The following is a 20,023-nucleotide window of genomic DNA, read 5'->3' as shown; positions in this document are numbered from 1 at the left end:
GGAAAATGAATACGGTCATGCGGTTGTCTCCGGCAGGGGCGCGGGGAAGGTCAGTGCTTCTTGAAGGTCTGGCTCTGGTTCAGGTGCAGCTCATCGATCTGCGCCAGGTCTTCCGACTCCTTCACCATCACCAGATCGGCCTCGCTCAATTGGCCCGAGAGCGTGCGCCAGAAGTCGCCAACCAGCATCAAACCGGTCGACACCGCGAACACCACACCGGCCGCGTAAAACACGGCCACCGACGCGCCCGTCACCGGCGCCTGCACATCCGCGTTGATCTGCATCTGCTGCCATGAGCCGCTGAAGAGCAGCCAGGTCACCCAGAGCATCAGGGCCTGGCCCAGCCCGAGGCAGATGCGCTTGCCGAGCGGCCCGAGGCGGGAGGTCAGCATGTCAGAGCCGAGGTGGCTGCGCTCATGCACGGCCACAGCAGCGCCGAGGAAGGTGAGCCACACGAAGAACCAGCGGGCCAGCTCTTCCGACACGGTGATGCCGGAGTTGAAGGCATAGCGCATCAGCACATTGCCGAACACGAGCACCACCATCGTCGCCAACAGCGCGATCAGCAGCCACTCGATCAGACGGCAGTAGCCGTCCAGCAGTTTCTTCATGGGTCAGTCTCCTCAGGTTCAACCGGCCCCGCAGGGCCGGCTCAGCGCACTCACTTGCCGGCGCGGATGCGGGCCAGCTCAGCCGTCAGCTCGGCGGCTGCAGCAGCGCCGAACTGGTTGGTGAACTTGTCGGTGACGGGCTTGAGCTTCTCGCCCATGCGGGCACGCTCGGCGTCGCTCAGCACGGTGACTTGCATGCCCTTGGCCTTGACCGACTCCAGCGCCTTGCGGTCGAACTCACGCATGATGGTGCGCTCATAGGTCGTAGCTTCAGCGGCAGCGTCACGCACCAGCTTCTGCTCGACCGGCGAGAGCTTGTCCCAGAACTTCTTGCCCATGATCAGCGCCCAGGCGCTGTAGACGTGGCCGGAAATCACCGCGTGCTTGTTCACCTCGTAGAACTTCGAGGATTCGATGGTGGCGAACGGGTTTTCCTGGCCGTCCACGGCCTTCGATTCCAGGCCCGGGTAGACCTCGGGGAACGGCATCGGCACGGCATTCGCGCCGAGGGTGCTGAACAGGTCGATCATCAGCGGGTTCTGCAGCACGCGGATCTTCAGGCCGGCGAAGTCTTCGACCTTGTTGATCGGGTGACGGCTGTTCGTCACGTGGCGGAAGCCGTTTTCCCAGATGCCCAGGCCGATCAGGCCGGTCTGCGGCAGGCGATCCAGCAGCTTCTTGCCGAACGGGCCGTCGAGCACCTTGTCGGCCTCGGCGCTGTTCTTGAACAGCAGCGGCAGGTTCAGCAGGCCGAACTCCTTCAGCGCGGGGTTGCCCACCAGCGTCGAGGCTTCGGGGATGGCCATTTCCTGTACACCGCCCTGCACGGCGGCCGTCATGCTGACGTCGTTGCCCAGCGTGCCGCCCGGGTAGATCTTGACCTTCAGCTTGCCGCCGCTCTTCTGGCCCAGCAGCTCACCGAACTTGGTCAGGGCAGCCACTTGCGGGTGGTCGCCCGCCAGCGTGGTGCCGATCTTGATGTTGCGTTCTTCAATGTCAGCAGCCATGCCGGCCGAGACAAAACAGACCAATGCCACGGCAATGGTGGAGAAGCGGAAAGAGATCATGAGAGCACTCCAGGAAACCCACGGACGGGGTGAGGGAAGCCACCTTGCGGCAGCACTTGTTGGGGGGCGAGGGACGAAGGACGCGGCCGATCAGACGGCCGGTTTGGGCAGCTCGATGCCCGGGAAAATCTTGATGACGGCCGAGTCGTCTTCGCGGGCGAAGCCGGCGGTGGACGCCTGCATGAACATCTGGTGCGCGGTGCTGGCCAGCGGCAGCGGGAATTTGCTGGCACGGGCGGTGTCGAGCACCAGGCCCAGGTCCTTCACGAAGATGTCGACGGCCGACAGCGGCGTGTAGTCGGCCTTCAGCACGTGGGCCATGCGGTTCTCGAACATCCAGCTGTTGCCGGCGCTGTGGGTAATGACTTCATACAGCGCGGCGGCATCAACGCCCTCACGCAGACCCAGCGCCATGGCTTCGGCAGCGGCCGCGATGTGCACACCGGCCAGCAGCTGGTTGATGATCTTGACCTTGCTGCCATTGCCTGCCGTCGCACCCAGGCGATAGACCTTGGCGGCCATGGCTTCGAGCAGGCCTTCGCAGGCGGCGTAGGCGGCGGGCTTGCCGGCGGTCATCATCGTCATCTCACCCGACGCGGCCTTGGCGGCGCCGCCGGAGATGGGTGCGTCGATGTAGTGCAGGCCCAGCGCCTCCAGTCGGCCTTCCAGCGCGATGGACCAGTTCGGGTCGACCGTGGAGCACATGATGAACACGCTGCCCGCATGCATGGCCGCCGCAGCGCCGTTGTCGCCGAACAGCACGGCCTCGGTCTGCTGGGCATTCACCACCACGCTGACGATGGCGCTGCACTGGCGGGCCAGCTCTGCCGGGTTGGCGCAGGCCACGCCGCCGTCACGGGCGAAGGCCTCGGCCGCGCCCGGACGGGCGTCGCACACGAACACCTCATGTCCGGCGCGCCGCAGCGAGCCTGCCATGCCCGAGCCCATGGCCCCGAGGCCGATGACGCCAACCTTGCTCATTCGAATTCCTTCCTGTTTTTCACCTGAGGGCTGCGGTGCAGCCGGGCGCAAACACGATCCGGCAGGGATCTGGCCGCGCCGAAGACGCAGTTGTTTGCGCTAACAACACCATTGTTGGCGAATTGTTAGCGCAATCAATCCGGTGCTTTCCCTGATGTCGGTGCTACGGATGGCGGGGGAACCAAGGGCTGGCGCCGCGGTGTTTGCGGCGCGGTTTTGTCGGGTTTTGGCGCAGTTTCAGCTGTGTGAAGGCCAGCTTGTGGGGCTGTTCAGGCCGTGTCGCGCCTTTGCCTTGGGCGGTGTCTCGGCATTCCGCAGGCCACCGCCGCCGCCCGGCAACCGGCGTAGCATCCGCAGTCATCATCAACATCCAAGCGCATCGCCATGCTGAACCACGTCATGCTGGGCTCGAACGACATCGAGCGATCCAAGGCTTTCTACGACGCCGTGCTCGGCGTGCTCGGCGCCGGTGAGCCGATCCGCAATGTGGCCGCCAGCGGCCATGTGCGCCTGTTCTACCGCCACAACGGCAGCACCTTCGGCCTGAGCGAGCCGATCAACAACGAGCCCGCCACCTCCGCGAACGGCGCCACCATCGGCTTCAAGTGCGACTCAGCCGAGCAGGTCAAGGCCTTCCACGATGTGGCCGTGGCGCACGGCGGCGTGTCGATTGAAGACCCTCCGGGCCTGCGCGCCGGGGCGATGGGTGCACTGCACCTCGCTTACGTGCGTGACCCGGACGGCAACAAGCTCTGCGCGATCTTCCGCGTCTGAAGAAGACTCAGCCTCAGGCCGTCTGGCCCGTCACGAACTCGTAGCCCATGTCATCGCGCGACTGCGGCTGCTTGCCCTGCAGCCGCGCGAGGATGTGATCGGCCGCGCGCTCACCGATCTCGAACCGCGGTGAGCGGATGGTGGTGAGGCGCTTGGGCACGGCCTCGCCAATCTGCAGGCCGTTGAAGCCCGCCAGCGCCAGCTTGCCCGGCACGTCGATGCCGGCGGCGATGCAGTGCATCAGGCCGCCCACGGCCATGTCGTCGTTCGAGAAATACACGGCGTCCAGGTCGGGGTGCTGTTCCAGCAGCGCGGCCAGGCCGGTGCGGCCCAGCAACAGCGACGAAGGCTCGTCGGCCGAGTGCTGGCCATGCAGCGCCAGGCCATGCTCGGCCAGCGCCTCGTTGAAGCCTTGCAGCCGCTTGGCTGCGCGCAGGTCGCGGTCGAGGTGGCCGCCCACATAACCGATGCGCCGCCGCCCGCCACGGGCCAGGAAGCGGCCCATGTCGCGCCCGGCCTGCAGGTTCGAGAAGCCCACGGCCATGTCGATGGGGTCACCGTCCATGTCCATCACTTCCACCACCGGGCTGCGCGCTTCGCGCAGCATCTGGCGGGCGCGCGGCGTGTGCTCCAGCCCCGCCACGATCCAGCCCGAAGGCCGCCAAGACTGCATCGCCTCGATCAGCTGCTCTTCCTTCTGCTGGTCGTAGTCACTCACGCCGATCACGGCCTGGTAACCCGCCGCCTCGAACCGCTGGTTGGCGCCGCGCAGCACCTCGGGGAACACGATGTTGCTGAGCGAGGGCACGATGACGACCATCAGGCGCGTCTTCGCCGTGGCCAGCGCACCGGCCAGCCGGTTGGGCACGTAGCCCAGCTGCGCGATGGCGGCCTGCACCTTGCTGCGCGTCTGCTCAGACACATTGGCATGGGCGTGCAGCACGCGCGACACGGTCATGCTGCTGACGCCCGCGAGCTGCGCCACCTCCTGCAGCGTCACGCCGCCGCCAACATCGCTCAATTCCTGGGTCGGGTCGTTCTGGTTCATCGTTGGCTGGGAAGGCAGACGCCGCAGTGGGCTGCGGCCAAGGGGCGAGCATAGCCGCCCCGGTGGGCTGTCACGGGGCGCGGCCCGGGTTTACACGAGTCTGGTTGCGCTAACAATGATCGCACAATGGCACAATTGTTAGCGCAAACATCAGACCCGGAGAGCTCGCTCATGTCCCGTCCCCTGCTCGGCTGCATCGCCGACGACTTCACCGGCGCCACCGACCTGGCCAACAACCTCGTGCGCAACGGCATGCGCACGGTGCAGACCATCGGCGTGCCCACCGAGCCGCTGAACACCGACGCGGATGCCGTGGTGGTGGCCCTCAAGTCACGCACCGTGCCGGCGCAAGAGGCCATCGCGCAGTCGCTGGAGGCCTTGCGCTGGCTGCAGGCCCAGGGCGTGCAGCAGATCTACTTCAAGTACTGCTCCACCTTCGACAGCACCGCCGAAGGCAACATCGGGCCGGTGACAGATGCGCTCATGGACGCGCTGGGCACCAGCTTCACCATCGCCACACCGGCCTTCCCGGACAACAAGCGCACCGTCTTCAAGGGCTACCTGTTTGCCGGTGACGTGCTGCTGAACGAAAGCGGCATGCAGCACCACCCGCTCACGCCGATGACCGACCCGAATCTGGTGCGGGTGCTGCAAGCCCAAACCCGCCGCAAGGTGGGCTTGATTGACCACACCGTGGTGGCCCGGGGCGAAGCCGCCATCCGCGACCGCATCGAGGCTCTGAAGGCCGAGGGCGTGGGCATGGCCATCGTGGATGCCGTCAGCAATGACGACCTGATGCGCATGGCCCCGGCCCTGAAAGGCCTGCCGCTGCTCACCGCCGGCTCCGGCGTGGCCATTGGCCTGCCAGGCAACTTCGGGCTGGCGCCGTCCTCACAAACCTCGGCGCTGCCGGCCGCCCAAGGCCTGCGCGCCATCGTGTCGGGCAGCTGCTCGGTGGCCACCAACGCCCAGGTGGCGCATTTCATCGCCCAGGGCGGGCAGGCGCTGGCGATTGACCCGCTGCGCATCGCCAGCGGTGATGACGTGGTGGCCGAAGCACTGAGCTGGGCCACCGCACGCCTGGCGGCCGGCCCGGTGCTGGTGTATTCCACCGCCGAGCCCTCGGCCGTGCAGGCCATACAGGGCCGCCTCGGCGTGGCCGCCGCGGGCGCGATGGTGGAGCACACCATCGCACAGGTCGCACGCGGCCTGGTCGAGCGCGGCGTGCGCCAGCTGGTGGTGGCAGGTGGCGAAACCTCGGGCGCCTGCGTGCAGGCACTGGGCCTGGCGCAGCTGCGCATCGGCGCGCAGATCGACCCGGGCGTGCCTTGGTGCCACGGCCAGTCGGCGCTGGCGCCGGAGGGGCTGCACATCACGCTGAAGTCGGGCAACTTCGGCACGACGGACTTTTTCACCAAGGCATTCACCCAGATGTCCACAACGCAGGTGCCCGCATGAACCACGCCGACCTGCGCGAAGAAATCTGCCGCGTCGGTGCCTCGCTCCATCAGCGCGGTTATGTGCATGCCAGCGCCGGCAACATCAGCGTTCGGCTGCCCGGCGGCGGCTTTCTCATCACCCCGACCGACGCCTGCCTGGGCACGCTGGAACCCGCCCGCCTGGCCGAGGTGAACGAAGCGGGTGAGCAATTGAGTGGTGACCGCGCCTCCAAGACGCTGACCCTGCACCGCAGCATCTACGCCGCCGAGCCTGAAGCCGGCTGCGTCATCCACACCCACGCCACCCACCTGGTGGCGCTGAGCCTGCAGGCCGAGGGCCCGCTCGACGACCTGCTGCCGCCCATCACCCCGTACTTCGTGATGAAGGTGGGCCACGTGCCCCTGCTGCCCTACCACCGGCCGGGTGACCCCGCCGTTGCCGACCTGGTGGCCCAGGCCATCAGCCGGGCGCAGGCGGCCGGAACACCGCTGCGCGCCGTGATGCTGGCGCGGCTCGGCCCGAACGTATGGCACCGCAGCCCGGCCGAGGCCAGCGCGGTGCTGGAAGAGCTGGAAGAAACCGCCCGCCTCTGGCTGATGACCCGGGCCGCTCCGCTGCCCGAAGCCGCCATTGCAGAATTGCGTAACACCTTCGGCGCCCGCTGGTGAACGCCTCCAACCCCTGACGAGAAAACCGCCATGCCCCGTTTCGCCGCCAACCTCAGCATGCTCTACAACGAGCATGCCTTTCTTGACCGCTTCGCCGCCGCTGCGGCCGATGGCTTCAAGGCCGTTGAATACCTGTTCCCCTACGCGTTTGAAGCCGCAGACATCGCCGCGCGTCTGCAAGGCAATGGCTTGCAGCAGGTGCTGTTCAACGCGCCCCCGGGTGATTGGGACGCCGGCGAGCGCGGGCTGGCTTGCCTGCCGGGCCGCGAGGCCGAGTTCCGCGCCGGCTTTGCGCAGGCGCTGGCTTATGCCGACGCGCTGCAATGCCCGCGCATCCATGTGATGGCCGGCCTGGCCCCCGCAGGCGTTGAGCGCGCCGCGCTGCAAGCCACCTACGAGGCCAACCTGGCCTGGGCCGCCGAAGCCGCCCAGGACGCCGGCCGGCAGGTGCTGATCGAGCCGATCAACACCCGCGACATTCCCGGCTTCTTCCTGAACCGGCAAGACGAGGCGCACCGCATCGTTCAGGCCATCGGCGCGCCGAACCTGAAGGTTCAGATGGACCTGTACCACTGCCAGATCGTGGAAGGCGACGTGGCCATGAAATTGCGCCAGTACCTGCCCACCGGTCGCGTCGCCCACCTGCAGATTGCCGGTGTGCCGCAGCGCCATGAGCCCGACATGGGCGAGCTGCACCACCCCTACCTGTTCCAGGTGATCGATGAGCTGACCGCCGCCGGCCAGTGGGACGGCTGGGTGGGCTGCGAATACCGCCCGGCGCGGGGCGCGGTGCCTGGCGGCACCAGCAGCGGACTGGGCTGGATGAAGGGCCTGTGAGGCCTTCAGCCAGCCGCTGACAACTCAGTGCCTGGCGCTACTTGGTCACCCGTTCAGTGGCTGCCGCGCAGGCGCTGAACGCCCAGCACGCCGCCCAGCACCACGGCGCCTGCCACGATGCCCACCACAGCATCAGCCAGCAGTCCGGCAGGACCGTGCAGCAGCGCGGGCACGGCCACCAGCAGCGCCTCAATGCCGTGGTGCAGCCAGGGCCAGCCGTGCACCAGAATGCCGCCGCCCACCAGGAACATCGCGGCCGTGCCGGCCACTGCCAGCAACTTCATCAGCTTGGGCGCGGCACTCAGCAGCACCCGGCCGAGTGAGCGACCCAGGCGCGTGCCAGCGCCCTCACCCGTTTGGCGGCAGAGGTAAAGGCCGGCGTCGTCCATCTTCACGATGCCCGCCACCAGGCCGTAAACGCCCACCGTCATCACCACGGCCACGAGCGTCAGCACGCCGGCTTGCGTCGACAAGGGCTGCGAAGCCACAGTGCCCAACGCGATCGCGATGATCTCGGCCGACAAGATGAAGTCGGTGCGGATGGCGCCCTTGATCTTGTCGCTCTCCAGCGCCACCAGATCCACCTCCGGGTCGGCCAGGGCGCGGGTCAATTCCGCGTGGTGCGCGTCGTCCTCGTCCGCCGGATGCAACCAGCGGTGGGCCAACTTTTCCACGCCTTCAAAACACAGGAAGGCGCCGCCCACCATCAACAGCGGCGTGATGAGCCAGGGCGCAAACGCGCTGATGAGCATGGCCGCGGGCACCAGGATGGCCTTGTTGACCAAGGAGCCCTTGCACACCGCCCACACCACCGGCAGTTCACGGTCGGCCTGCACACCGGCCACCTGCTGGGCGTTCAGCGCCAGGTCATCACCCAGCACGCCGGCGGTCTTCTTGGCGGCCACTTTGGTGAGCAGGGCGACATCGTCCAGCACGGTGGCGATGTCATCGATCAGGGCAAGCAGGCTGGCAGCGGCCATGGGGCGGTCATTCAAGGCTGAGGATGGGCCGCATGCTAACTGCCTTGACGCTCGCCAATGGCGAATCCCGAAGGCGTCAACGAGCGCTAAAGTGCACGCTCGGCTTGCGCGCGGCCTGAACACCCTTCAGCCGCGCCAGCCGTGCCTTTCATCCGCATCGCCAACGCCACAAGCCCTTCCATGCGACAACTCCTCGTCCTCAGCCTGGCCGTGATGGCCAGCGCGTGCAGCACCATCGCGGCGCCGCCCGCCCCGACCACTGCCCCGACCACCGCGCTGATCCAGCCAAACGCCAACCTGCGCGCCGAGGGCATTCCGCCCATCCCGGCCACGCTGGCCGCCGCGTTGGCGAAGTACAACGATTTCCGCGGCCACAGCCTGGTTGACTGGCACCCGCAGCGCCGCGAAATGCTGGTGGCGCACCGCAAGCAAGGCGCCAGCACGTCGCAGATCTATCGCCTGACCGGCCCGATGGCCGAGGCCGAGCAGCTCACCGACTTCGCAGACCCCGTCACCCGCGCCAGCTATGAGCCGAACGACGGCAACTATGTGGTGTTCGAGCGCGCCAGCGGTGGCAACGAAGTGGCCCAGCTGTATCGGCTCGACCTGGCCACCCGCGCCGTGACGCTGCTGTCTGACCCCGACCTGCGCCACAGCCTGCAAACCTGGACGCACGGCAAGCCGGCGCAGATGGTGTCGACGGCGGTGCCGCTCGACCGCACCGCCACCGGCGGCACCCGCGCCGAAGTCAACACCACCATCTGGCTGACCGACCCGCTGCAGCCCGCCGGCCGCAAGCTGGTGGCCACGCTGCCCGGTGGCGGCTGGGGCGTGGACGCCCTGTCGGCAGACGACCGCACGCTGGCCCTGCAGCGTTATGTGTCGGCGAATGAATCAGAAGTGTGGCTGATGGATGTGGCCAGCGGCCAGCGCCGCCAGCTGCTGCCCGCCGCCGGCGACAAGACGCCCGCCGCCTATGACGCCGCCGGCTTCCTGCCTGACGGCAAGAGCCTGCTGGTGGTGACCGACCGCGACGGCGAATTCAAGGCCCTGAACAAGGTCGACCTGAGCACCGGCCAGCGCCAGCGCGTGGAGCCCCTGCTGGACTGGGACCTGAGCGTCGGCAGCCTCTCGAAAGACGGCCGGCTGGCCGCGCTGCGCAGCAACGAAGACGGCCTCGGCCGCCTGCGCCTGCTCGACACGCGCACGCTGAAGGAGCTGCCCGCCCCCACCCTGCCCGCCGGTGCCGCCGGCGGCGCGCTGTTCCGCCGTGGCAGCCAGGAGCTGGGCTTTGCAGTGAACAGCAGCGCCGGCCCCGGCCAGGTGTTCAGCCTCGACGCATCCACCGGCCAGGCCGTGCAATGGACCCGCGCCAGCGCCGCCCCCGGCATCGACCCCAGCCGCTTCGCGCCGCAGCAGGTGGTGCGCTGGACGAGCTTTGACGGCCGCCAGATTTCCGGCCTGCTGAGCCAGCCGCCGGCCCGCTTCACCGGCAAGCGCCCGGTCTTCATCGACATCCATGGCGGCCCTGAAGGCCAGTCCAGCATCGGCTTCATGGGCCGCATGAACTACCTGCTGGAAGAGCTCGGTGTGGCCATCATCCGGCCGAACGTGCGCGGCTCGACCGGCTACGGCAAGACCTTCCTCGCGCTGGACAACGGCTTCAAGCGCGAAGACTCGGTGAAGGACATCGGCGCCCTGCTCGACTGGATCAAGACCCAGCCGCAGCTGGACGCTGACCGCGTGCTGGTGAGCGGTGGCAGCTACGGCGGCTACATGAGCCTGGCCGTGGCCACCCACTACAGCGACCGCATCGCAGGCGCGATTGACGTGGTGGGCATCTCGCACTTCGTCACCTTCCTGAACAACACCGAAAGCTACCGCCGTGACCTGCGCCGTGTGGAATACGGCGATGAGCGTGACCCCGCGATGCGCGCCTTCCAGGAACGCATCTCGCCGCTGACGAATGCCGGCAAGATCACCAAGCCGCTGTTCGTGGTGCAGGGCCGCAACGACCCGCGCGTGCCGTGGACGGAAGCCGACCAGATCGTGCAGAAGGTGCGCGCCAACGGCACCCCGGTCTGGTACCTGCTGGCAGAAAACGAAGGCCACGGCTTTGCCCGCAAGGAAAACGCCGACTTCCAGTTCTACGCCACGGTGATGTTCATCCAGCAGACGCTGAAGCCGTGAGCTTGAGCCTGGGCCGGCGGGGCTTGCTGCGCCGGCTCTCGTCAGGGGCGGTGTTGGCTGGGCTGCTGTTGGGGCTGATGTTGGGGCTGATGTTGGGGTTGGCGGCGTGCCAGCCCGCTGCGCCACCAGCCGCCGCGGATGCGGCCGCGTCCGCGAGCACAGTCGCGGCCAGCCAGGCCGTGGCGCCACAGCCCAGCAGCGGGGCGGGATCAGCTCCCCTGCCGCTGGCCACCCGGCATGCCGCGGCGCTGGAATTGCTGCAGCACCACCGCGGTGTGCTCTCAGGCACCCTGAACGGCCAGGCCGCCTGGTTGTGGATCAGCGACGGCGCCACGCTGCGCCGCGGCGATGAGGCGGTGACGCTGCCCCGCGTGGTGCTGTACCGCGCCGCCCTTGCCGGGCAACCCGGCGTCATGGTCGAAGTGATGGTCGACCCGATGCCCCGCGCAGGCAGCGCCGCAGCCGGCTGGCCGCTGTGCCCACTGTTCAATGGCACCGGTGCGGAAGGCTCCACCCCCGACTGCGAAGCCACAAACACCCTGGTGCTGCCAGAAGGCCCGGTGCCCGCGCAGCCCGGTGGCGCACTGGAAGTGCGGCTTTCTGCAGCCGGCGCAGCGATACCAGCGCGCTTCGTCCACACACCGCCGCCAGCGAACCCGCCGAAGGATGAGCGCGACCTCTTTGATGCCGCGCTGGCCAGCGACGCCCGCCCGCAAGGCGAGGTGCAGCAGCGCGGCCAGACCCGCTGGCAAGCCATGAAACACGCCGCCAGTGGCGTCGAGTGGGACCGCGTGATCGCCACCGCTGAACCCGCCACCCTGGCCGAAATCCAGCGGCAAGTCGACCGCCGCGCCGCCAGCCTCGTCGGCGAAGCCCTTGAAAACCAGGCCTTGGGCCGCGATGCCCAGGCCCGCTTGCGGGTGCGCTACGCCAGCACGCGATGGCTGGTGATGGAAGCGGCGCAGAGCGCCGTGGGCGCCACCAGCCGCGCAGGCTTTGAGAGCCACCCCGTGTGGGACCTGGCCAGCGGCAAGCCAGTGCGTTTTGCCGACGGCTTCCGGTACGCGACGCTCAAGCGCCTGGACGGCAGCATTGCACTTGACCTCGGCAACGCACCCGCACCGGGTGCTGACGCAGACCGCGGGCTGCTGGGTGCGGCGCTGCGGGCGCTGGGGCCGCGTCGAGAAGGGCGCTGCCTGCAGCGCTGGTTGCAGGCCCACGGCTGCGTGCTGCCCGGCCGCTGCGAGGCCTTACCCGTCGTGCCACATGACCTGGTGGCCTTCCCGACGGACGACGGCCTGGCACTGCAGTTCAACCACGCAGGCATCGAACGCGAAGCCCAGCAGACCAGCCGCCAGCTGCCACCAGAGCTCACCGGCACGAGCTGGAGCAACTGCGTGGAAGACCAGGTGCTGGTGCCCTGGCCGCAGGCCCTGCAGGCGCGCCGCAGCGACAGCCGGATCGAGCTGCCCTGAGCGGCATTGACCGGCGCCATGGCGCCTGCCCGCCACCGTAACCCCCGTGTAACCACCGACGCGCTTTGAGGGCGTTTGTGGAGGTTTGTGGGGGTTTCTCCTGTGCGATTTGTCACAACTCCAAACTAACGTGCGCGTCGACCCACCCCGACCTACACCCACCTGGAGACGACAAACATGCAATTGCGAGTCAAGCATCTGGTACTGACACTGCTGGCCGCGGCCGGCCTGGCAGCGGCGGTGGCACAAGCCACGAACTTCTCACTCTGGATCAACGGCCGTACCGGCGGCGGGCAACTCGGCAACCATGCCGACTTCACCTACTGGGGCCCCTCTTCGGCCAACGGCGGCGTGAACAAGAAGTCGGTGAACTGGGACGGCTACAACCACATCTCCGACCAGAACTACCTGGTGCGCGACGCCCTCGACTGCTACTGCACCGGCACCAACTGGTGCTACGTGGCCGCGCATTCGGCCGGCGACCTGATGATCGGCTACACGCTGGCCATGTATGGCGGCAGCACGCGCTACAAGAAGACCCCGACGCCCAACAGTGGCGGCAGCTGCAGCAACAGCGACGGCACCACGCAGACCGGCTGGAACATCAAGTGGGTGGACATTGCGGCAGGTGCCGGCGGCGGCTCGGAGCTGTCGAACGCCGGCAGCTGGGCGCTGAGTGAGCCGCTGGTGTCTGACCTGAAGACCACCACGGCCCGCGCCATGTACGACCACAACAACACCCGCGGCAAGTGGTTCTACATGTACGCCGGCGCCAGCGGCACGGCCTACTCCTTCATCCTGCCGGGGCAGGACGACGAAGCTGTGGCCTATCACTCCAGCGGCGGCGTGGCCGGCACGGGTGGCTCGGCGCTGTGCAACCCGTCTGACTGGCTGTGCAACGACCTCAAGCTGGGCACGGCCGCCAACGAAGGTGGCAGCACGAAGTGGAGCAACCACTCGGTCGCCTTCCGTGACGACAACGAGGCCTACAACCACTACACCAACAACAACTGGGCGGGTGTTGTGTCGCTCGTGCGCAAGGACATGGAGCTGAACGCCAAGTGAAGCCCCTGCGCGCAGGCCTGCTGGTGGTGGCAGCCGTGGCCCTGGTGGGCCGCTGGTGGCTGAGCGCCGATGCGTCGGCCGACACCGCGGAAGCGCCTGCCGCAGCCGCTTCCGCCCCCGCGCTGTTGCCTGACAGCGCGGTGGGCGGTTTCATGAAGTCATCGGGCGCCGGCCCGCGCGTGCCGGCTGACCCTGCCGCCCGCGCCGCCGAGCGCGCCCTGTGGCAAGCCCGTCTGCAGCGGGCCACCCAGGTGCGCGACGCCTACCGCGACGCCACGCGCTACCCGCACGATTCACGTCCGCTGCGTGAGCACCCGGACCAGATCTACCCGAACCGGCCGATCACGGAAGAAGCGCCGCTGCGGCTGGCAGGCAAGGAAGGCAACAACAACATTCGCCTGCGCACCTGGCAAGACAAGGTGCATCTGGCCGCTGGCGAAAGCGCCAAGCTGGCCGTGAGTGCCGTCGACGTCAATGGGCAGGTGCTGCCCCTGGTGGTGCAACGCGCGGTGCTGCACCAAGGCGCCACGGGCCAGAACGGCAGCACGATGCCGGAGGTGAATGTGGCCTTCCACGACGACGGCACTGGCGGCGACGAAGCCGCCGGCGACGGCATCTGGACCACCACCGTGCAGCCGGCCAACCAGGGCTTTGCCGAGCTGGCTGGCGTACTGCGGCTGTCGGTGGCGCTGCAATCGGGCGAGCAACCGGGCTTCGTCTACTTCGACATGATCAGCAGCCCGGACGCGCCCGCCAAATGGACCGGCCGCCCGCGTGAGGCCATGGCCAATGGCAGCCTGCAACTGCAACTGCCGCTGGAGGTGCGCACTGCCGGCCGCTACGTGGTGACTGGCCGCGTGGACGACGCCAACGGCAAGCCGGTGGCACTGGTCAGCTTCAACGACGAACTCGGCAGCGGCAACCAGACGGTCAGCCTGCCGCTGTTCGGCAAACTGGTGCGAGACCTGCAGCCCAGCTTTCCGCTGACGCTGCGCGACGTCGACGCCTTCCTGCTGCGCGCCGACACCTTCCCCGACCGCTCGATGTTGCCGCGCCGCGTGGGCCGGGTGCTGCAAACCAGGAGCTACCCGCTCACCGCGTTTTCAGACGCGGAATGGCAGAGCGAAGAGCGCAGCCGGCACCTGACGGAGTACGACAAGGACGTGGCGCAGGCCAAGGCCCGCCTGGAGCAGCTGGCCCCGCCTGAACAGCCCTGATCCGGCCCCCGATCAATCCGCCGAGGCTTCCGCCCGCTGCCGCCGCCGAGCGCTCTTGCTGCGCAGCTTCCACTCGGCCAGCAAGGCACGCCGCCCCAGCCAGTCCATCTCCTGACGCTGCGCTTCGCGGTGCAGCTTGTGCCAGCTGCCCAGGCGGCTGGGCGCGAGCGATTCGCGCACCGCGCAACCAGGCTCGCTGCCGTGGCGGCAATTGCGGAACTGGCAGGCGCTGGCCAGGGTTTGCACATCGTCAAAGGCCTGCTCCAGGTCAGCCGCGGCTGCATCCAGCTGCAGGCTGCGCAAGCCCGGAGTGTCGATCAGGCAAGCCCCGCCGGCGCAGCGGAACAAGGCACGACCGGTGCTGGTGTGCCGGCCTTCACCGTCACTGGCCCGCACCTCGCCCACCGGCAGTTGGGCGGGGTCGCCGCCGAGGGCGGTCAGGGTATTGGCGAGGGTTGATTTGCCAGCACCGCTTGGCCCGACCAGAGCCAGCGTCAGCCCGGGCTTGAGCCACGGTGACAGCTGCTCCAGCACCTCCGGCCCACGGCCATCGAGCAGGCGGATGGGCACCGGGCAGTTGCCATCGCTGGAGCCTGGGGTGACGCTACCAGGGGCACTCACCGACCAGTGACGCTCAAGCGCCGCCACTGGCGAAAGCGCCATCGGACTGCGCGCCAGCAGGTCGGCCTTGGTGAGCACCACCACCGGGCTGGCATGTGCCAGACGGGCCAGCGCCAGCCAGCGATCAGCCCAGCGCAGCGACATGGGGCGATCGGCCGCCAGCACCAGCAGCGCCACGTCCACATGGCTGACCAGGCGCTGGCGATGGCCCGCTGGCACGCGCCGCGTCATGGCGTTCAGGGGCGGCAGTCGGCGCGTCACCTGCCAGGCGGGCTGCTCAGCACCAGCCCCAGTACGATCAACTGAAACATCACCAACGGCGGGTGGCAGCGCCAGCACCCAGTCGCCCACCACCAGTTGGTCGCGGGCGGCCTGCAGGCTGGCCATCAGGCTGGGCCAGGCCCAGGCGGCGCGCTGCTGCACGCCGTCATGCAGCAGCAGCTGGTGGCGCGACACGGCCACGACGCGCAGCAGTTGTTCATCGGCTTGTGGTGCCAGGGCCAGGCAAGCCTGCACCACGCGCGGCGTCAGGCCAATCGTCCGCAGCGCGGACAAGGTATCAAAAGTGTTCATTCGGAATTCGTCTGTCAGCCGGTGCAGCCGTGGAGACACGGACACACCCGATCGGCCATGTCTGGCCGGCGCAAGAAGGGCTGGAGACGCGGCGCGCGAAGTGGCGCCGGCAAAAGAGGCCGTGCTGCGCACCCGTACCGGTTCACGGTACGGCGCCAGTACGGCGAGCCGGTGTCAGGCGCGCGAAGCGGCCAGCCAGAGGGTGGGGTTCAGGGCTTGAATCATGGCGAGCTCCTTTCCGAATCAGGGCAAGTGGCTTGCCCGGGGCGCGGCTTGAGGCCAAACCACGCAAGTGGCAGTGTCTGACTGAATTCCGTGTGGTGTCAAGCCTGGCTCAGGCGTTGAGCCAGGGCCTGGAACACGGCCGGGCTGGCGGGCTTGACGACGAAGTCCAGCACCGCCGGATGGCTCAGTGCCCGCTGGTGCTCTTCCTCGTCGGGGGACGACGACAGCATCACCACGGGCAAGGTGCGCAGCGCTGCATCGGGCAGCGCCGACTTGGCGTCCAGAAACGCGAAACCGCCCATGCCGGGCATGTTGATGTCCAGCAGCAACAAGGTGGGCAACTCGCCGCCGCTCTCGGCGCACTGGCACAGGGCTGTCAGTGCCAGATCGGCCCGCGGACAGGTGACCACCTCTGCGGCCACGCCCGAGCGCTGCAGCCAGATCTCGGCCAGCAGCAAGTCGGTCTCGCTGTCGTCAATCACCATCACCCGGGGCCAGGGCATCGGCAGGCTCATGGGTGGCTCTCCATCGTTGCCTCAGCGGCAAAGTCCTGGTTCTGGGGCAAGGCGATGCACACCCGCGACCCCTCAGCCACATCGGCATCCAGCCACATCGATCCACCGTGCACCTCGACCGCATGGCGGCACAGCGCCAGGCTGGCATCCAGCTCGCCTTCGGCCAGCACATCGGGCGGCAATGCCAGGCCGTGATCGCGCACGCTGATGATCAGGCGGCCGGGCGTCAGCAGCACCTGCACCGCCACCCTCGGTGGCTCGCCGGCCAGGCCAGCCTTCATGGCCCGGCTCAGCAGGTTCTGGAACAGCAGCACCAGCAAGGACCGCCTGCCCAGCACCTGCGGCAGGGCTTGTCGCTGCACCTGCAGGCCGGTCTCCCGCACCCTGGCCGCCAGTGAATCCAGCGCCTGGTTCAACACGTCGTCCAGCGGCACGAGCGTGACAGGCTCGGTGGCGTCGCGGTCGAGCCGCGCATGGTCCAGCAGGGAATCAAGCAGGCGCCGCATGCGCACCGCGGCATCCTGCACATGCGACAGGAACTGTGCCGAGCGCGGCGCCAGGCGGCCGGCCTCGTCCTGCTGCAAAAGCTGGCTGAAGCTGGCGATGGTGTTCACGGGCTCGCGCAGGTCATGAGCGGCCATCCGCGCAAAAGCCTGAAGTCCCTCATGAGCGCGACTGAGCTGCTGCAGCGAGCTCTGCAGCTCGGCCCGCTGGCGCCGCTGGTCCTCGATGCTGATGCCGAGCATCAGCACCGGCAGCAAGGTCAATACTAGCGGCAGGTTGATGAACAGGGATTCCCAGGACGCCGAGATGGGCGGTGGCACGAACCAGCCCAGCGCCGTGGCCAGCCCCACCGTGAGGGCCGTGACGAACGTGGCCAGCGCCAGCACCGGGAATGGCGACAGGCTGGCGGCGGCCAGCAAGGGCACGGCCATGTAGGCGAACGGCATCGGCAACCAGGCGCCGGCCACCAGCGTGGCGGCCGTGCACAACAGCAGCAGTGCCAGCGTGCCAGGACGCACCCACACCCGCAGCAACTCAGCCCGCGGGATGGTCAGCACACAGAGGGCCAGCGGCAAGGTCACGACGTTGCCGATCAGGTCGCCCTCGAACCAGGTCAGCGCCACGTCTTGCCACGACAGGGCACTGGTGCTGGTGCTGCAGAACGCCATCGTTCCCAACAGCGTGCCCACAACAGCCGGCAACAAGGCACCGCGCCACAGGCCAGACATGAAGGCTCGCGGCCCCTGCTGCAACATGCGCCAGGCCCGCCCGCCAGACAGCGACCAGGCGGCCACGGCCACTGCCAGCACATTGGCGGGCAAGAACACCAGCGTGTCGAGGAACGCATCGCCCGAGGCCAGGTTGGCCAGCAAGTTCGCCAGCGCCACCGCGGCCAGCGCCAGGGCCACCTGCACACCGCGGCCCTGCCCGCCCTGCCCGCCCTGCAGGCGAGTCGAGAGCCACGCGATGGCCCACCCGTTGGCCAACCACAGGCTGGCCACACTGCCCGGCTGCCTGGACAGCAGAATCGATACCCAGGCCAGCACCAGGAATCCGAGGCCCAGCGCCCACCAGGAACCCGCCGGGTCGGAAGGCCCCTGGGTGTGCCAGCCGGTGCGCCAGCCGTAGGACGCGCTCACGACCGCACCCCTGTTCGACGGCCGCGCCACCACCAGACCGCCGCCAGCAAGGCCAGCACGGTCAGCAAGCCCAGCGCCCACCACAGGCTGCGCGGTATGGCCTGAGGCTGCTCGGGCGCAGACAACCAGCGCGCCCGCAGGCTGGCACGGTCCGCGGTGCTCAGCTGGCGAATGCCGGCGTCCAGCTCGTCGCGCAGCGCAGGCAGGTCCTTGCGCACCCCGAAGCTCAAGGCATAGTCAAAACCGACCGACTCGCCCACCGTCAGACCGGTCAGATGGTGCTGCCGCATCACGAAGCCGGCGCTGGCCAGATCCACCACCGCCGCAGCGGCGCGCCCCTCGCTCACGGCCTTGAGGGCCAGCACGTCGTCCGTCACGGCCTGCCAGTTGATGCCCGGGTAGGCCTTCCGCACAAAACCCTCGACGCCGTAGCCTTGCCCCACCGTCACCGTCTGACCGTTCAGCGCCTGCAACTGCACCTGACCGCCATCACGGCTCACCACCACGGCAGGCACGTTCACATAGGCGCTGGTGAAGATGAGATAGGCCGCGCGCTCCGGGGTGGGGCGCACGGAGGTGACGAAATCAGCCGCGCCGGCTTTGAGCGCCGCGAGTTGCTGGGCCAGCGGAGCTGCCGGCAAGGCCTGCCAAGGCACGCCACCACGCTGGGCCACCAGCGCCAGCACATCGACCGACAGCCCGGCCAGCTTGCCCTGGTCGTCGATGTAGACGAAGGGGCCGTAATCGCGCTCAGGGGCCATGCGCCAGGGGCGGGCGGCCGGCGCGCTGGCTGAAGGCTCAGACGCAACCGATTGCAATGGCGCCGACACCTGCGCCTTCGTCGGCACAGCCGCCAGCAGCAGCACCACGCCAACAAAGACCAGCAACGCGAATGGCGACCGCAAGTACTTCATTCCGGGACCAAGTATGCGCGCGCCTGCCTGACGGGAACATCCCCCATGCGCCCTAAACCTGGCGCCCTGCCCGGCCATGGCCTGCCAGCGCACCCGGGCGCCGCACGGCCCGGGCACAGACCGATCTGGCGACTCGGCGTAGCATCCTGCGGATGAAACTCTCCGTCCTCGATCAATCCATTGCACTGAGCGGCAGCGGCGAAGATGCGGCCATCCGTGACACGCTCGATCTGGCCCAGGTGGCCGAGCGCCTGGGCTATCACCGGTTCTGGGTCAGCGAGCACCACGGCATGCCGACCATCGTCGGCAGCGCCCCCGAGATCCTGATGGCTGCGGTGGCCGCGCGCACGCAGCGCATCCGCATCGGCAGTGCCGGCGTGATGCTGCCGCACTACTCGGCGCTGAAGGTGGCCGAGCAGTTCCGGGTGCTGGACGCGCTGGCGCCGGGCCGCATCGACCTGGGCGTGGGCCGCGCGCCCGGCAGCGACATGCGCACCGCCATGGCGCTCAACCCGGACGCCCACCAGGCTGCTGAGCAATTCCCGGCGCAGATCCAGGATCTGCAGCGCTGGTCAGCCGGGCTGCTGCACAAGGGCATCACGGCCCAACCGCGCCCACCGGTCGACATGGTCGGGCGACCCGAGCGCAGCCCCGACATCTGGGTGCTGGGCAGCAGCGACTACGGCGCTCGCCTGGCTGCGGCGCTCGGCCTGCCTTATGCCTTCGCCTACTTCTTCATGGACGGGCAAGGGGCCGAGCAGGCGCTGCGCCTGTACCGCGAGCTCTACCAGCCCAGCGAACGCCACCCCCGACCGCAAGCCACGATCTGCGTCTGGGCACTGGCCGCCGACAAGGCGGAAGACGCCATGCACCACGCCCTGAGCCGCGAGCGCTGGCGCGTTGACCGTCAGCGCGGCCGGCTGGGCCCGCTGCAGAACCCCGATCACATCGCCGCGCAGGGCTTCGACCCCGAGGCCATGGCCACCATCGTGGCGCCGATGCGTGAGCGGGCCCTGGTGGGCGATCGCGCCTTTGTCGGCCGGGCCCTGCGTGGTCTGGCAGAGACGTTCCATCTGGACGAACTCGTCATCAACACCTGGACCTACAACCCCGAGGTTCGGCGCCGTTCTTACGCCTTGATTGCGGAAGAATTCCGGCTGCAGTGAACCTCTGTACGCA

Annotated in this window: 18 protein-coding genes; 9 read left to right on the top strand and 9 right to left on the bottom strand. The window is 68.4% G+C overall.

Annotated features, from left to right (window positions below; genetic code table 11):
• Positions 1-50: 50 nt before the first annotated feature.
• The 3 genes from AACH00_RS16800 to ltnD all read right to left on the bottom strand — a co-directional run bounded on the left by AACH00_RS16800 (position 51) and on the right by ltnD (position 2,665).
• Positions 51-611 (bottom strand): TRAP transporter small permease, encoded by a 561-nt coding sequence (locus AACH00_RS16800; protein ID WP_341400333.1) that lies wholly within the window; start codon positions 609-611, stop codon positions 51-53.
• Between the two features lie 50 nt (positions 612-661).
• Positions 662-1,678 (bottom strand): TRAP transporter substrate-binding protein, encoded by a 1,017-nt coding sequence (locus AACH00_RS16795; RefSeq protein ID WP_341400332.1) that lies wholly within the window; start codon positions 1,676-1,678, stop codon positions 662-664.
• A 90-nt stretch (positions 1,679-1,768) separates the two neighbouring features.
• A complete protein-coding gene (gene ltnD / locus AACH00_RS16790) occupies positions 1,769-2,665 on the bottom strand; it encodes an L-threonate dehydrogenase (protein WP_341400336.1) in 897 nt (298 codons plus the stop codon).
• 378 nt (positions 2,666-3,043) lie between these two features.
• Between ltnD and AACH00_RS16785 the strand changes: the two genes are divergently transcribed.
• Entirely contained in the window at positions 3,044-3,433 is a 390-nt protein-coding gene (locus AACH00_RS16785) for a VOC family protein (RefSeq protein WP_341400331.1), read from the top strand.
• Between the two features lie 13 nt (positions 3,434-3,446).
• Here AACH00_RS16785 and AACH00_RS16780 read toward each other — a convergent pair whose 3' ends face one another.
• On the bottom strand, positions 3,447-4,481 hold the full coding sequence (locus AACH00_RS16780) for a LacI family DNA-binding transcriptional regulator (protein WP_341400330.1): 1,035 nt from the start codon (positions 4,479-4,481) through the stop codon (positions 3,447-3,449).
• 171 nt (positions 4,482-4,652) lie between these two features.
• On the opposite strand from AACH00_RS16780, the gene otnK reads away from it, so the two are divergent.
• Genes otnK through otnI form a run of 3 tightly spaced genes read left to right on the top strand, consistent with a single transcriptional unit; the run spans position 4,653 to position 7,426 of the window.
• Positions 4,653-5,939, top strand: coding sequence for a 3-oxo-tetronate kinase (gene otnK, locus AACH00_RS16775; RefSeq protein ID WP_341400329.1), 1,287 nt, complete (start codon positions 4,653-4,655; stop codon positions 5,937-5,939).
• On the top strand, positions 5,936-6,589 hold the full coding sequence (locus AACH00_RS16770) for a class II aldolase/adducin family protein (RefSeq protein WP_341400328.1): 654 nt from the start codon (positions 5,936-5,938) through the stop codon (positions 6,587-6,589). The genes otnK and AACH00_RS16770 overlap by 4 nt, the downstream gene beginning before the upstream one ends.
• A 30-nt stretch (positions 6,590-6,619) precedes the next feature.
• Complete coding sequence (gene otnI, locus AACH00_RS16765; RefSeq protein ID WP_341400327.1) at positions 6,620-7,426, top strand: 2-oxo-tetronate isomerase; 807 nt, start codon at positions 6,620-6,622, stop codon at positions 7,424-7,426.
• Between the two features lie 53 nt (positions 7,427-7,479).
• Here the strand turns inward: otnI and AACH00_RS16760 are convergent, their stop codons facing one another.
• A complete protein-coding gene (locus tag AACH00_RS16760; RefSeq protein ID WP_341400326.1) occupies positions 7,480-8,406 on the bottom strand; it encodes a DUF808 domain-containing protein in 927 nt (308 codons plus the stop codon).
• A 180-nt stretch (positions 8,407-8,586) separates the two neighbouring features.
• Between AACH00_RS16760 and AACH00_RS16755 the strand changes: the two genes are divergently transcribed.
• The 4 genes from AACH00_RS16755 to AACH00_RS16740 all read left to right on the top strand — a co-directional run bounded on the left by AACH00_RS16755 (position 8,587) and on the right by AACH00_RS16740 (position 14,353).
• A complete protein-coding gene (locus AACH00_RS16755) occupies positions 8,587-10,596 on the top strand; it encodes a S9 family peptidase (RefSeq protein ID WP_341400325.1) in 2,010 nt (669 codons plus the stop codon).
• Positions 10,593-12,071, top strand: a complete 1,479-nt coding sequence (locus AACH00_RS16750; protein ID WP_341400324.1) for a hypothetical protein — start codon at positions 10,593-10,595, stop codon at positions 12,069-12,071. Before AACH00_RS16755 ends, AACH00_RS16750 begins: the two co-directional genes overlap by 4 nt.
• Positions 12,072-12,248: 177 nt before the next feature.
• Positions 12,249-13,136, top strand: a complete 888-nt coding sequence (locus AACH00_RS16745; RefSeq protein WP_341400323.1) for a hypothetical protein — start codon at positions 12,249-12,251, stop codon at positions 13,134-13,136.
• On the top strand, positions 13,133-14,353 hold the full coding sequence (locus tag AACH00_RS16740; protein WP_341400322.1) for a choice-of-anchor X domain-containing protein: 1,221 nt from the start codon (positions 13,133-13,135) through the stop codon (positions 14,351-14,353). Before AACH00_RS16745 ends, AACH00_RS16740 begins: the two co-directional genes overlap by 4 nt.
• Positions 14,354-14,365: 12 nt before the next feature.
• On the opposite strand, the gene rsgA is transcribed toward AACH00_RS16740, so the two are convergent.
• From rsgA to AACH00_RS16720, 4 genes are all read right to left on the bottom strand, one after another.
• The gene (rsgA, locus tag AACH00_RS16735; protein ID WP_341400321.1) at positions 14,366-15,547 is read right to left on the bottom strand and encodes a GTPase RsgA; all 1,182 of its coding nucleotides are present in this window, start codon (positions 15,545-15,547) and stop codon (positions 14,366-14,368) included.
• A 323-nt stretch (positions 15,548-15,870) separates the two neighbouring features.
• Positions 15,871-16,287, bottom strand: coding sequence for a response regulator (locus tag AACH00_RS16730; protein WP_341400320.1), 417 nt, complete (start codon positions 16,285-16,287; stop codon positions 15,871-15,873).
• The gene (locus AACH00_RS16725; protein ID WP_341400319.1) at positions 16,284-17,930 is read right to left on the bottom strand and encodes a histidine kinase dimerization/phospho-acceptor domain-containing protein; all 1,647 of its coding nucleotides are present in this window, start codon (positions 17,928-17,930) and stop codon (positions 16,284-16,286) included. The genes AACH00_RS16730 and AACH00_RS16725 overlap by 4 nt, the downstream gene beginning before the upstream one ends.
• Entirely contained in the window at positions 17,927-18,844 is a 918-nt protein-coding gene (locus AACH00_RS16720) for a transporter substrate-binding domain-containing protein (protein WP_341400318.1), read from the bottom strand. Before AACH00_RS16720 ends, AACH00_RS16725 begins: the two co-directional genes overlap by 4 nt.
• A gap of 152 nt (positions 18,845-18,996) precedes the next feature.
• On the opposite strand from AACH00_RS16720, the gene AACH00_RS16715 reads away from it, so the two are divergent.
• Entirely contained in the window at positions 18,997-20,010 is a 1,014-nt protein-coding gene (locus tag AACH00_RS16715; protein ID WP_341400317.1) for an LLM class flavin-dependent oxidoreductase, read from the top strand.
• The last annotated feature ends 13 nt before the right edge of the window (positions 20,011-20,023 follow it).

The organism is Ideonella margarita, from assembly GCF_038066635.1.
Taxonomy (GTDB): Bacteria; Pseudomonadota; Gammaproteobacteria; order Burkholderiales; family Burkholderiaceae_C; genus Ideonella; species Ideonella margarita.
This window is presented reverse-complemented; position numbering and strand designations above follow the sequence as displayed.

What these genes read in the sequence shown, in the direction of transcription:
- AACH00_RS16800 (WP_341400333.1), bottom strand. Translation starts at nt 611, where the DNA reads ATGAAGAAACTGCTGGACGGCTACTGCCGTCTGATCGAGTGGCTGCTG.
- AACH00_RS16795 (WP_341400332.1), bottom strand. Translation starts at nt 1,678, where the DNA reads ATGATCTCTTTCCGCTTCTCCACCATTGCCGTGGCATTGGTCTGTTTT.
- AACH00_RS16785 (WP_341400331.1), top strand. Translation starts at nt 3,044, where the DNA reads ATGCTGAACCACGTCATGCTGGGCTCGAACGACATCGAGCGATCCAAG.
- AACH00_RS16780 (WP_341400330.1), bottom strand. Translation starts at nt 4,481, where the DNA reads ATGAACCAGAACGACCCGACCCAGGAATTGAGCGATGTTGGCGGCGGC.
- otnK (WP_341400329.1), top strand. Translation starts at nt 4,653, where the DNA reads ATGTCCCGTCCCCTGCTCGGCTGCATCGCCGACGACTTCACCGGCGCC.
- AACH00_RS16770 (WP_341400328.1), top strand. Translation starts at nt 5,936, where the DNA reads ATGAACCACGCCGACCTGCGCGAAGAAATCTGCCGCGTCGGTGCCTCG.
- otnI (WP_341400327.1), top strand. Translation starts at nt 6,620, where the DNA reads ATGCCCCGTTTCGCCGCCAACCTCAGCATGCTCTACAACGAGCATGCC.
- AACH00_RS16760 (WP_341400326.1), bottom strand. Translation starts at nt 8,406, where the DNA reads ATGGCCGCTGCCAGCCTGCTTGCCCTGATCGATGACATCGCCACCGTG.
- AACH00_RS16755 (WP_341400325.1), top strand. Translation starts at nt 8,587, where the DNA reads ATGCGACAACTCCTCGTCCTCAGCCTGGCCGTGATGGCCAGCGCGTGC.
- AACH00_RS16745 (WP_341400323.1), top strand. Translation starts at nt 12,249, where the DNA reads ATGCAATTGCGAGTCAAGCATCTGGTACTGACACTGCTGGCCGCGGCC.
- rsgA (WP_341400321.1), bottom strand. Translation starts at nt 15,547, where the DNA reads ATGAACACTTTTGATACCTTGTCCGCGCTGCGGACGATTGGCCTGACG.
- AACH00_RS16730 (WP_341400320.1), bottom strand. Translation starts at nt 16,287, where the DNA reads ATGAGCCTGCCGATGCCCTGGCCCCGGGTGATGGTGATTGACGACAGC.
- AACH00_RS16720 (WP_341400318.1), bottom strand. Translation starts at nt 18,844, where the DNA reads ATGAAGTACTTGCGGTCGCCATTCGCGTTGCTGGTCTTTGTTGGCGTG.
- AACH00_RS16715 (WP_341400317.1), top strand. Translation starts at nt 18,997, where the DNA reads ATGAAACTCTCCGTCCTCGATCAATCCATTGCACTGAGCGGCAGCGGC.